This window comes from Agarivorans sp. QJM3NY_29, assembly GCF_050870835.2.
In the GTDB taxonomy this organism is placed as follows: Bacteria; Pseudomonadota; Gammaproteobacteria; order Enterobacterales; family Celerinatantimonadaceae; genus Agarivorans.
Genome location: NZ_CP194036.2, coordinates 931,788 through 943,352, shown reverse-complemented (window position 1 = coordinate 943,352; position 11,565 = coordinate 931,788). Strand labels below are relative to the sequence as shown.

Annotated in this window: 11 protein-coding genes; 7 read left to right on the top strand and 4 right to left on the bottom strand. The window is 44.7% G+C overall.

The features are described 5' to 3' along the window. Position 1: 1 nt before the first annotated feature. Entirely contained in the window at positions 2-967 is a 966-nt protein-coding gene (locus ACRRS0_RS04270; RefSeq protein ID WP_432454460.1) for an ABC transporter permease, read from the top strand. A 62-nt stretch (positions 968-1,029) separates the two neighbouring features. Here the strand turns inward: ACRRS0_RS04270 and prfC are convergent, their stop codons facing one another. Both prfC and ACRRS0_RS04260 read right to left on the bottom strand, forming a co-directional pair. Beyond that, positions 1,030-2,619 (bottom strand): peptide chain release factor 3, encoded by a 1,590-nt coding sequence (gene prfC / locus ACRRS0_RS04265; protein ID WP_432454461.1) that lies wholly within the window; start codon positions 2,617-2,619, stop codon positions 1,030-1,032. Between the two features lie 427 nt (positions 2,620-3,046). Then, a complete protein-coding gene (locus ACRRS0_RS04260) occupies positions 3,047-3,940 on the bottom strand; it encodes a LysR substrate-binding domain-containing protein (protein WP_432454462.1) in 894 nt (297 codons plus the stop codon). Between the two features lie 120 nt (positions 3,941-4,060). On the opposite strand from ACRRS0_RS04260, the gene ACRRS0_RS04255 reads away from it, so the two are divergent. Then, positions 4,061-4,795 (top strand): SDR family oxidoreductase, encoded by a 735-nt coding sequence (locus tag ACRRS0_RS04255; RefSeq protein WP_432454463.1) that lies wholly within the window; start codon positions 4,061-4,063, stop codon positions 4,793-4,795. Between the two features lie 573 nt (positions 4,796-5,368). On the opposite strand, the gene nhaR is transcribed toward ACRRS0_RS04255, so the two are convergent. Beyond that, complete coding sequence (nhaR, locus tag ACRRS0_RS04250; protein WP_432454464.1) at positions 5,369-6,262, bottom strand: transcriptional activator NhaR; 894 nt, start codon at positions 6,260-6,262, stop codon at positions 5,369-5,371. A gap of 115 nt (positions 6,263-6,377) precedes the next feature. On the opposite strand from nhaR, the gene ACRRS0_RS04245 reads away from it, so the two are divergent. From ACRRS0_RS04245 to ACRRS0_RS04225, 5 genes are all read left to right on the top strand, one after another. After that, entirely contained in the window at positions 6,378-6,719 is a 342-nt protein-coding gene (locus ACRRS0_RS04245; RefSeq protein ID WP_432454465.1) for an HPF/RaiA family ribosome-associated protein, read from the top strand. Between the two features lie 71 nt (positions 6,720-6,790). Continuing rightward, positions 6,791-7,465 carry a Bax inhibitor-1/YccA family protein gene (locus ACRRS0_RS04240; protein WP_432454466.1) on the top strand — a complete coding sequence of 225 codons (675 nt, stop codon included), beginning with the start codon at positions 6,791-6,793 and terminating at the stop codon, positions 7,463-7,465. A 125-nt stretch (positions 7,466-7,590) separates the two neighbouring features. Further along, the gene (locus ACRRS0_RS04235) at positions 7,591-7,776 is read left to right on the top strand and encodes a DUF2986 domain-containing protein (protein WP_432454467.1); all 186 of its coding nucleotides are present in this window, start codon (positions 7,591-7,593) and stop codon (positions 7,774-7,776) included. A 268-nt stretch (positions 7,777-8,044) separates the two neighbouring features. Continuing rightward, positions 8,045-8,617 carry a thioredoxin family protein gene (locus ACRRS0_RS04230; protein WP_432454468.1) on the top strand — a complete coding sequence of 191 codons (573 nt, stop codon included), beginning with the start codon at positions 8,045-8,047 and terminating at the stop codon, positions 8,615-8,617. Then, positions 8,601-9,917, top strand: coding sequence for a MipA/OmpV family protein (locus tag ACRRS0_RS04225; protein WP_432454469.1), 1,317 nt, complete (start codon positions 8,601-8,603; stop codon positions 9,915-9,917). Before ACRRS0_RS04230 ends, ACRRS0_RS04225 begins: the two co-directional genes overlap by 17 nt. Positions 9,918-10,030: 113 nt before the next feature. Here the strand turns inward: ACRRS0_RS04225 and ACRRS0_RS04220 are convergent, their stop codons facing one another. Then, complete coding sequence (locus tag ACRRS0_RS04220; protein ID WP_432454470.1) at positions 10,031-11,320, bottom strand: DEAD/DEAH box helicase; 1,290 nt, start codon at positions 11,318-11,320, stop codon at positions 10,031-10,033. Between the last annotated feature and the right edge of the window lie 245 nt (positions 11,321-11,565).

Below are 11,565 nucleotides of genomic sequence, written 5' to 3'. Positions count from 1 at the left end.
GATGTTTGAAACCATTATCTTAATGCTAGATGCAACGATTCGGGTTGCCACACCGCTAATTTTTGCATCGCTTGCGGGCATGTTCTGTGAACGTTCAGGGATCGTGAACATTGGCTTAGAAGGAAAATTACTAGCCGCGGCCTTTACTGGTGCTGCCACCGCCCATGTGACAGGGTCTGCTTGGCTAGGGCTACTGGCTGGGGTAGCTATTTCGATGCTACTCGCACTACTCCATGGTTTTGCAACCATTACTCACCGCGGAGACCATGTTGTCAGTGGTATGGCGATTAACATTTTAGCCGCCGGATTAACAATTACCTTAGGCCGACATTGGTTCCATCAAGGCGGGCAAACGCCAGCTTTAAGTGGTGCCGCACGTTTTGCGCCAATCCACCTACCCGGCGCAGATGCTCTCGCCGATACTCCGGTGATCGGCTTACTTTATTCAGAACTGATCAGTGGCCACTCTGCCTTAGTCTACTTACTGATTATCACCGTACCATTAGCTTGGTATGTGATGTTTAAAACCCGATTTGGCTTACGTCTTCGAGCTGTCGGTGAATCGCCCGCAGCGGTAGATACCGCAGGGATCTCGGTGGTAAAAATGCGCTATAGCGCAGTACTCATTTGTGGTCTGCTGGTTGGCATTGGTGGCGTATATTTATCGGTGGCACAAACGGCTCAGTTTATTCCCAACATGAGTGCGGGTAAGGGTTATATGGCCCTAGCCGCATTAATTTTTGGGAAATGGCGTCCGTTTACTGCGCTCAGCGCCTGTTTGTTGTTTGGATTTTTGGATGCCTTGGCTATTCGTCTGCAAGGGGTATCGATTGGTAACTTCGCGATTCCAGTACAAGCCATCGAAGCCATTCCGTATGTGCTCACCGTTTTCTTATTGGCTGGCTTTATTGGTAAAGCTGTGGCCCCCAAAGCGATTGGCGTGCCTTACACCAAAGAACGCGAATAAAACATAACTTCCCCCATAAAAAAAGGTCGCTTAATGCGACCTTTTTATTTATCCAAAATTGCTTAGTGTTCCCGAGTCTGGAAGAACTGCACCGCAGGATAACGTTCAATGGCTAAGTTTAAATTCACCATGGTTGGCGCGAGGTAAGTCAGGTTATCCCCGCCATCTAAAGCAAGGTTATCATGCGCTTTCTTCTTAAACTCTTCAAACTTCTTACTATCATCGCAGTCACACCAACGCGCAGTCGCGACGCTGATCCCTTCGTAGACCGCTTCCACCTTATACTCGGTACGAAGCCGGTGAACCACCACATCAAACTGCAATACCCCAACGGCACCCACGATTAAATCGTTGTTACGTAAAGGTCTAAACAATTGCACTGCACCTTCTTCAGATAACTGAATCAGGCCTTTTAACAACTGTTTTTGCTTCAAGGGATCTTTCAATCGAATTCGACGGAATAACTCCGGAGCGAAATTGGGAATACCGGTGAACTTAATCATCTCACCTTGAGTAAAAGTATCGCCAATTTGAATGGTGCCATGGTTATGCAAGCCAATAATGTCACCAGCAATTGCATTTTCTGCAGCACTACGGTCGCCAGCCATGAAGGTAACCGCATCCGAAATGCTGACATCTTTCCCTAAACGTACGTGACGCATCTTCATGCCTTTATTATATTCACCGGAAACAATCCGCATAAAGGCAATCCGATCACGGTGCTTCGGATCCATGTTGGCTTGAATTTTAAATACAAAACCAGAAAAGTTAGCGTCGCTGGCCTGCACTTCACCCACATCGGTTGCTCGAGGCTTGGGTGAAGGCGCCCATTCTGTTAGGCCTTCTAACATATGATCCACGCCAAAATTACCTAAGGCAGTACCAAAGTAAACGGGGGTAAGCTCGCCTTGTAAAAATAACTCGTGATCAAATTCGTTGGAAGCACCTAAAACCAACTCGAGCTCTTCACGCATTTGCTCCGCCAATTCGTCTCCGATTGCCGCCTCAACTTCAGGGTTATCAAGACCCTTAATGATTTGCTCATCTTGAATGGTGTGACCTTTACCTGTTTGATACAAAATCACTTCATCTCTAGGGATGTGGTACACCCCCTTAAACAACTTGCCGCAACCGATTGGCCAAGTAATTGGCGCACACATAATGTTAAGTTCGTTTTCAACCTCATCCATCACTTCCATAGGATCACGAATATCTCGATCCAATTTGTTCATGAAAGTCACAATTGGTGTATCCCGCAGGCGGGTCACTTCCATCAACTTACGGGTACGGTCTTCCACACCCTTGGCGGCATCAATTACCATCAAGCACGAATCAACCGCGGTGAGAGTTCGGTAAGTATCTTCCGAGAAATCTTCGTGGCCAGGAGTGTCTAATAAATTGACGATGCAATGGTTAAAGGGAAATTGCATCACCGAGGTAGTCACCGAGATCCCCCGTTCTTTTTCCATCTCCATCCAGTCCGACTTAGCATGCGTAGCATTGCCTCGGCCTTTTACGGTACCGGCTTTCTGAATCGCGTTGCCGAATAACAACACCTTTTCAGTAATGGTGGTTTTACCCGCATCCGGGTGAGAGATGATAGCAAAGGTTCTTCGCTTGTTGATTTGGTGAAGAGAATTGGGCTCTGTCATTAAGAATTCTTTTAGTTTATACACAGATCGACAAACCGTTTAGAAATCCCGCTCGAGGGCTTTCTCTAGTCGAATCTGTAATGTTAATCATAATTGGGCGCTATTTTCACCGATCTTGACTTTATAAACAATCAATGCTTATTCAGTCCCGCTGATTTAGGCTCAGTAAGTCGTAATGCAGGCTTAATTTTTACATGGCTTAGAGTTCTTTTAGTGTACACACAGATTGGCAAACCATTTAGAAGTCCCTCTCGAGGCTCTGCTCTGGGCGAATCTGCGATGTTAATCATAATTGGGCGCTATTTTCACCGATCTTGACTATATAAACAATCAATGCTTATTCAATCCCGCTGATTTAGGTTCAATAAGCCATAATATAAACTTCACTTTTATACGCTTTCACTAACTGCAGGCTAGCTTGTATTCGCTATCTTTTATTCTCTTGAAACTGGCTTTTAAGCCACTGGATAAATACCCGGGTTCTGGCGGAAAGATGTCGATGATTTGGATAAACAATGGATACTGGCATCTGTGGAGGCGGAAAGTCCGCTAACACCTCAACCAAAGAACCATTTGCGAGTTCATTCACCAAACGATATTTGGGCACTTGGATTAAACCTAAACCCGCGACAGCACACCCAGTGTACAAATCTGCGCCAGCAACTGAAGTTCTGCTAGCTAAATTGATAGATACATACTTGTTTTTTAACTTAAACGCCAAGCTTGAAGGTTTAGATAACTGCGCAAAAGAATAACCAACAGCAAGATGCTCTTGTAAATCATCCAGCGACTTAGGGATCCCAAAGGCTTCAAGATACGCAGGGCTTGCCACAGTGACTTGCGTCATTTCAGCTATTTTCTGAGCAATCAGCGAGGAATCTTGCAGTGGTCCAGCCCTGAGGACACAGTCGACTCCTTCATGGACGAGATCGATTAACTTATCATCTTCAGCGATGTGTAGCGTAATATCCGGGTACTGGCGAATAAAGTCAGCAATCTTGGGCATCACAAAGTACTTTGCCAAAGTGCCTTGCAGATTTACCCGCAAATGACCTTTAGGTAAAACCTCCAAAAAGGAAGATTCAATTTCCTCTAGATCTGAAAGTAGCCCAACACATTGCCGATAATAGGATTCACCTTCATGAGTCATATGCACTTGCCTGGTAGTTCGTTCTAACAGGCGGATCCCTAAGCGACTTTCAAGTCGCTTGATTATATTTGTCATCGTCGGCCTTGGAATACTCAGGTCATCCGCCGCTAAAGCAAAACTGTTACGCTCTGCAATCCTCACGAACACCTGCATCTCTTTGAATCTATCCACCCACTCACCTCGACATTATTAATTTATTTGGAATTATTAAGTTAAATAATGGGTAATTATTAAGCATTGATATAACCATATACTGGCCATAATCTTTTAACAACTCATGAGTAATGCAATATGTCTCAGTCAAAAATCGCCCTTGTTACTGGCGGCTCCAAAGGAATCGGTGCTTCAATCGTAAACAAATTAGCCGCTGAAGGTTATGCCGTCGGCGTGAATTATTCATCAAGTGCAGATGTGGCAGAAAGTCTGGTCGCAGACATTAAAGCCAGTGGAGGAAACGCTATCGCGGTACAGGGTAATGTGGGCAACTCAACAGAGGTCGCACACATGTTTAATGTTGTCGAGGAGAAATTGGGAGCGATCTCGCTATTGGTGAACAATGCTGGAATCATGAAACTTGCTCAACTCTCTCAGAGTGATGAGGAGCTGTTTGATAGCCAAGTCGCCGTGAATTTTAAAGGCACCTTTAATACCCTGCGCCTCGCTGCAGAACGAGTCACAAATGGAGGACGGATTATCAACCTGTCCACCAGCATCGTAGGACTAAAACTAGAAAGCTACGGCGTGTACGCGGCAACTAAATCAGCGGTAGAAACAATGTCTGCAATACTGGCAAAGGAGCTTCGTGGACGTTGTATTACAGTCAATACCGTGGCTCCCGGCCCTACTGCCACTAATTTGTTTTTAGACGGAAAATCACCACAATTGATTGACCGTTTGGCAAATATGAACCCATTAGAGCGCCTTGGCACCCCACAAGATATTGCCAATGTGGTGATGTTTTTGGCGAGTCCAGAAGGTGGCTGGATAAATGGTCAGGTTATTCGCGCCAATGGCGGTATGATTTAAACCAAAGTAAGAAGCAAGACCCCGAACATCATCACTAAAGCTCTCTATCGATGTCGCTCCAGGCGCCACCGTGACAAGAGGCGTTCTTTTCGATGTGCTTAGCTGAATGCCTGTTTCAGCCAATTCCAAGCTGATATGCGCAGTTGTTATATGACCGGCCGAGTGAGAGCGTGGTGCCATGGTGGTTTATGGTAAAACCACCAACGATTGCAGTGTGAGTGTTGCGCTTTGCCTACACGAACTAACGAGCAAGCAATGCGAACTTTAAGCACTCACTCATTAATCACCTCGACACATACAACGCCGATGGAACGATCAGCGATTAGCGTTGCTAAAACAGGATGGGGATATTCGAAAACCAACATATAGCTGGCCCGAACCGAGAGGAATTAATATTAATTGCCATTCAAATACCATTCATTATTTAGGGTGTTAGGAAGACTCTGAATAATCAAAAATTCGCCATTGAGCAATCACGAGCAAACACCTGCGTTCGCTGATTTTTGCTTGTTATTGTGATGAGCAAGCAATATTAAACGCTAAATCTAAACAAACTCTGCGAGCATATTTAGTCTATTTTTTTAGCCACTCTCTGGCCGCTTCAGTAATCGCAAGCACCGCAGGATTGGATAAACGTCGTTCCGCCGAAATCGCAAAAAACTGCTCGCGTACCACATCACTCGCACCAATCACTTCTGCACCATATTGCGCCGCGACCTCCGCGGCAATTGCACTCGGCACAAGAAACACCCCGACCCCGGCTTGACCAAAAGCCTTCATTAATGCGCTATCGTCAAATTCGCCCACCACTCGCGGATGAATGTGAAGTTTATCCAGCCATTGCAATAAACGCACATGCATCACACTACTCTCACTAGGGATCAATAACGGCGCACCATGTAAACTATGAGGAAAATCACCAACCAAACGCTCGGCTAAGCTAGGAATGGCGAGAAAGCTCACACCACATTCCCCCAAAGAGTGATTAAAGCCTCTAACCCCTAAACCTGGGGGAACTGGCGCATCGGCGATCACAATATCTAAGCGATGTAAGGCCAGTTCGGCCAGTAAATTATCAAGGCTACTCTCTCGACATATCATACGTACCGAGTCCGCCAAATTGAGCGCCGGTGACAATAGACGATAAGCGATGGATTTAGGCACAACTTCGGCAATCCCAACTTTCAATAACTGTGGACGCTGTGCAATTTTATTGCGCATCGTATCTTCAAGTTCATCACCCAAGGAAAAAATCTCATCGGCATAACTCAGCACCAAACGACCAATTTCGGTTAACTCTAGGTTTCGCCCCACCTTGTTAAACAAGGCTTCACCAAAATGCTGTTCCAGCAACGTAATTTGTCCACTAATTGTCTGTGGCGTTATATGCAAGCGCTCACTGGCACGAGCTATTCCGCCTTGCTTGGCTGCGACCCAAAAATAATGCAGGTGCTTGTAATTAATCACGAATCAAATACCTCGTTTTATACGAACCATACAACAACTATATTCGAGTATACCTGCCAATGAAAGCAACATAAGCTAATCGCTCTAATCAGTTTTTATTGGTGAGGAGAAGCAGATGCAAATAGACATGCAGTCACGTCATTTACCCCTAACACCGTCTTTACAAGATTATATTCGCCGTCGGCTACATTTCGCCATGGGATCTCAATACCAACGTATTAAGCGCATTATGGTGAGACTTTCCGATACGAACGGGACGCGCGGTGGCAACGATAAACGCTGTCAAATATTAGTGAAACTGAGTGGTCAAGCAGATGTGGTGATTGAGGATACTCAATCGCAGATCAGTGTTGCAGTTGATCGCGCGGCCAGCCGAGCCAGCCGCACTGTAAATCGTAAAATAGCTCGAATACGCAACAAAGCGTTACGCGCACCGCTAATCAGCGAACCGATATAAACGACCAAGCGCACTTTGAGCGTTATTTACCACAAACAACTGAGCGATTCGCAGTAATAAGGAATACCAAAATGAACACATCACCTTTTTCAAATGCACCAAGCACCACCAACGAGAGCGTGCTGGCAAGTAATAAAGTGATCCGTAATACTTATACCTTATTGTCCATGACCCTGCTCTTTAGCGGGCTGATGGCTGCCACCTCGATGGCTCTAAACCTCCCCCACCCTGGTTTAATCCTCACTATGGTTGGCTATTTTGGACTATTGTTTGCCACGACAAAATGTCGTAACAGTGGCTGGGGCTTAGTCTGTGTATTTGCCCTAACTGGTTTCATGGGTCTCACTCTAGGGCCGATTTTAAGCAGCTACTTAAGCCTACCAAATGGTGGCCAAATTGTGATGCAAGCTATGGTAGGCACCGCCGCCATCTTCTTATCATTATCAGCTTATGCACTCACCAGCAAAAAAGACTTCAGCTTTATGGGTGGCTTTTTAATGGTTGGTATTTTGGTGGCGTTTCTAGCCGGATTAGGTGCGATGCTGTTTAGTATCCCAGCCCTGTCATTAGGTGTATCGGCGATGTTTGTATTGCTGATGTCTGGACTGATCCTCTATGAAACCAGCAACATTATTCACGGTGGAGAAACCAACTACATTATGGCGACCGTCACCTTATTTGTTGCCATCTTTAACTTATTCACCAGTCTGCTGCAATTGCTTGGCTTTCTTAATGGCGATGATTAACACGCTTTAGTCCGCGTCAAAGGGCAGCACCAATGTGCTGCCCTTTCTGTTAACGCTCAACTATGCGAAGAAAGCACGAATTTGTTATCCTTACAGGCATAAATAATACCTTGAACGAGCCGTAGATGAATCGTAAAAAGAAAATTAACGAAACCCTCAAAAAGAAAGCAAAAAAGGCGAATGCTAAAAATCAAAAAACCAACAAACCTCGCTACGTCAGCAAGGCCGAACGAGCGACCTTAGCTGAACGAGACGCGGGCATCCCAAATGATCCCCCCTTAGCTGACAGCGAGTCGCCAAATCAAGCCTAAGCTCTTGAAATTGAATCATTCATCAAGATAGACGTCATTAATTACCATTTAAAACCAATCGAGAAGTAAAACATCCCGATTGAAGCAGAATAAAATCGTAAATTTGTGATAAATAAATTTAGTGCGGAGTCGCTTTAGCTGAATCGCAGACTCAAGCCACACTTTTCAAGTACTCAGTTGATTTTCTAATGTAATTCAAGCTTACTGATACAAAGCCGATATAGACTTGTAGCCGCATCGTCATTGTGAAACAAGAAGAGCAGATGAGATGAACTTAGCACCGATAAAAAAAACATTTTTTAGCCTGCTACTGATTGGACTCGGTGTAGGCGCTCTAAGTTACATTTTTATTTATCATGTAAAGGATAGAGGTGTCAGCGCTAAAGATGGCTGGTTGTTTGATATCGATGGCTATTACGGTGCGATTCGCGAATCAAAGCTGAGTCAACGTCCGGTATTTCTATATCTGCGGCGTAAAGCCTGCCAACGTTGCTTAGCATTCGAACAATACTATCTGAATAATCCCGAATTAAAACGAGTATTAGCGGATTATGTGAAGGTGCAAATCCTTACCGATACCGACCGCCGTCATCGATTATTTGCCGAACGTTTTAAACTCAATACCTATCCATCTGCATTTATCCTTTTCGACGACGAACACCCGGTTTCGCTATATTTAGTGTTAGCGATGCAACAAATTTGGGTCGCCCAAGATAATATCAATAGTGGTAATTTTATGCCGCTCTCTGAAGCGAGCTTTCGTTTATCTCTCAGCCATGCAACAATACTGGCCCAAGAAGCTGCGCTCAGGGATAAATCTACCGTTGAATCAATTCCTTAACGTTCAAGTAGTTGCGTGTCTATTGGCAAGTCTATGCCTCACCAGTTTACCATCTCATGCCAACCCCATACTTGATGGTCCACAACAGCACGACTGGGGAATTGCATTAGGTCTGCGTCATGCGAGTATTCCCTACACTTCTAACATTAGTACCGTGTCCGATGTAGTTCCCTTATTTTATTATCGAGGAGAGCGACTGTATTTAGATGGCTTAAGCGCTGGCTATAAATTATGGAAAGAACAAGACTTTGACCTCGCGCTAATGGGGCGTTACCGTTTTTTCGACATTCCGGCGAACTACCAAAACAAGATACGTGGCGATGGCATCGACTTTGGTTTAAGGACTCAATGGCGCTTTAAACCCGACTATTCGCTCAACCTAGAATTATTGAGTGACGACCTCGGTCACTTTCACAGTCAACTTGAGCTAACCTGGCAACAATTCTATCAAGCTTGGTATTTCGAACCCTATGCCTCAGCCCACTTGAAGAGTAGTAACTATAATACTCGCTACTATGGCCTTGAAATTTTTAAAACCAAAGCCGATACCGACTTAAAAATGGGCATCAATTTACGTTATCAAGTGTGGCGAGACTTTTACTTAATGGCGAAGGTTGGCGCTTCTTATCTGGGTAAGCGCACTCAAAATATCCCGATCATCGATCAACGTTTTCAATATGAAAGCTTTTTAGGGATCAGCTTCTTTAATTATCAATATTCAAATACATCCAGCAAATGGCCAAAGGGGTACTTACAACTCTCCCACGCCTGGGCAACACCATCGAATCTAGGGGACATCATCCACTTTAAAGCGGAAAAAGATGAATATAACAATCAATTAACTTCAATTTTTTATGGACATTTACTCAGTAAGACCCTACTAGGTTATCCCGTTGAAGTATATCTCACGCCCGGCTTCGCCTATCACTACAGCTCGGCGGTTCAAGATCCGATCCTAGAATACATCTTGGCATTTAAAGCCTATTACACCTTTCACTGGCCATTACGCTGGCGATTTGGTGCTGCAGAAGGTTTATCTTATACCAGCAACATAACCTACCTCGAAGCATCAGAATTAGGTGAGGAAGGAAAGGGTTACAAGCCTAGTAAGCTATTAAATTATTTGAACTTTTCTCTAGACCTTAACTTAGGTGATTTACTCAATAAGAAGCAACTAGAAAATATTTGGGTAGGTTACAACATCCACCATCGCTCGGGGATATTTGAAAACTCTTCACTATTTGGCCGTATTAAAGGTGGTAGCAACTACCAAGGGCTACATATTCAATGGACCTGGTAGTCTAGGTTACGCAATATAGTTCGAATATTGTGGTTCCGACAGTCAAACAAAAACAAGCCTAAGTATCAAAATCTCTGATAAATCAATTTATCGAATACTGGGCTCTAAGCTTTTTATTTATTGCGACTTCCTTTGTTACGGCTTCGACTCGATGAACTCCCACCACGCTTCCCACGCCCCTTCGATTTTCTTCGACCTTGAGGTGCTGGATCGGGCTCAAAATTACCATACTCCTCATCATCGGATACATCTACTGTGACCTTCTCTTTGGGGGTGGGCACAAAGCCTGGAATGAACTCCCGCTTAAATTTACCACCAATCACACGTTCAATCGCCGCTAACTGCTTGGCTTCATCTTCACTAAACAATGAAACTGCCAAACCAGAGGTACCTGCACGCCCGGTACGACCAATACGATGCACATAGTCTTCCGGTACATAAGGGAGATCAAGGTTAACCACACAAGGCAACTGGTGAACTTCAATCCCCCGAGAGGCGATATCAGTGGCGACTAAAACGGTTAGTTCACCATTTCTAAAACCCTCTAAAGCAAGAGTGCGGGCGTGCTGAGTTCGATTAGCATGGATTGATGCGGCACTAATCCCAGCGTTTTGTAGCTGAGTAACCATGTTATCGGCGCCTACTTTAGTACGAGTAAAGACTAAAACTTGATGCCAATGATTACTTTTAATTAAGTGGATCAATAGCTCGCTTTTACGCGCCTTATCGACTGGATAGATAAGCTGCTTAACCGTATCAACGGTACTGTTGGCAGCGGTTACTTCAATCAAAACAGGGTTATTTAACATCCCCTTCGCAAGCAACTTGATCTCTTTAGAAAATGTTGCTGAAAACATCAACGTTTGACGTTTACTCGGGAGCAAGCTTTGAATGTGACGAATATCGTCGACAAATCCTAAATCCAACATCCGATCAGCTTCATCCAAGACTAATATCTCAAGCTGTTCAAAGTTAATCGCCCCTTGATTATAAAGATCAATCAAACGACCAGGAGTCGCAACCAGCACATCCAAACCACTTTCCAACTGAGCTATCTGTGGTTCAATCCTCACGCCACCAAACACAGCCGCAGAGCGAATATTCATATGCCGGCTGTAATTTTGAACGCTCAAGACCACTTGAGCGGCAAGCTCTCGGGTTGGCGTAATCACTAAAGCCCTTACCGAATGAGTCTGTGGACAAGGGCCACCTGATAATAGCTGCACCATAGGCAGGGTAAAACCAGCCGTTTTTCCAGTGCCAGTGTGTGCCACTGCCACCACATCACGCTGACTAAGTACCACCGGAATCGCTTCAAGCTGTATTGGAGATGGTCTTACATAACCTTGCTCGGCAACGCTTTTCAACAGCTGAGCACACAAGCCTAAAGAGCCAAATGACATAGATAAATCTTCCTTTACAGCATCACGCCAAGCTCAAGCGCACAGCGTCAGTATCCAAATAAAATACAAAATGTTGAGACAGCCATTTTATACATTGGAAAATACCGACAAATAATAGGGCGGCCATCCTAACAACAGAATCAAGCTCAGTCGACAACATCGACTCAAATCAGCTATTTTGCGCAATCTTGCAATGAAAACGCCAAGTATTGCGAATTGAGTAAGCGGTTTAGTCAATTCGAAGG

What these genes read in the sequence shown, in the direction of transcription:
- prfC (WP_432454461.1), bottom strand. Translation starts at nt 2,619, where the DNA reads ATGACAGAGCCCAATTCTCTTCACCAAATCAACAAGCGAAGAACCTTT.
- ACRRS0_RS04230 (WP_432454468.1), top strand. Translation starts at nt 8,045, where the DNA reads ATGAACTTAGCACCGATAAAAAAAACATTTTTTAGCCTGCTACTGATT.
- ACRRS0_RS04220 (WP_432454470.1), bottom strand. Translation starts at nt 11,320, where the DNA reads ATGTCATTTGGCTCTTTAGGCTTGTGTGCTCAGCTGTTGAAAAGCGTT.
- ACRRS0_RS04270 (WP_432454460.1), top strand. Translation starts at nt 2, where the DNA reads ATGTTTGAAACCATTATCTTAATGCTAGATGCAACGATTCGGGTTGCC.
- ACRRS0_RS04255 (WP_432454463.1), top strand. Translation starts at nt 4,061, where the DNA reads ATGTCTCAGTCAAAAATCGCCCTTGTTACTGGCGGCTCCAAAGGAATC.
- ACRRS0_RS04240 (WP_432454466.1), top strand. Translation starts at nt 6,791, where the DNA reads ATGAACACATCACCTTTTTCAAATGCACCAAGCACCACCAACGAGAGC.
- ACRRS0_RS04245 (WP_432454465.1), top strand. Translation starts at nt 6,378, where the DNA reads ATGCAAATAGACATGCAGTCACGTCATTTACCCCTAACACCGTCTTTA.
- ACRRS0_RS04235 (WP_432454467.1), top strand. Translation starts at nt 7,591, where the DNA reads ATGAATCGTAAAAAGAAAATTAACGAAACCCTCAAAAAGAAAGCAAAA.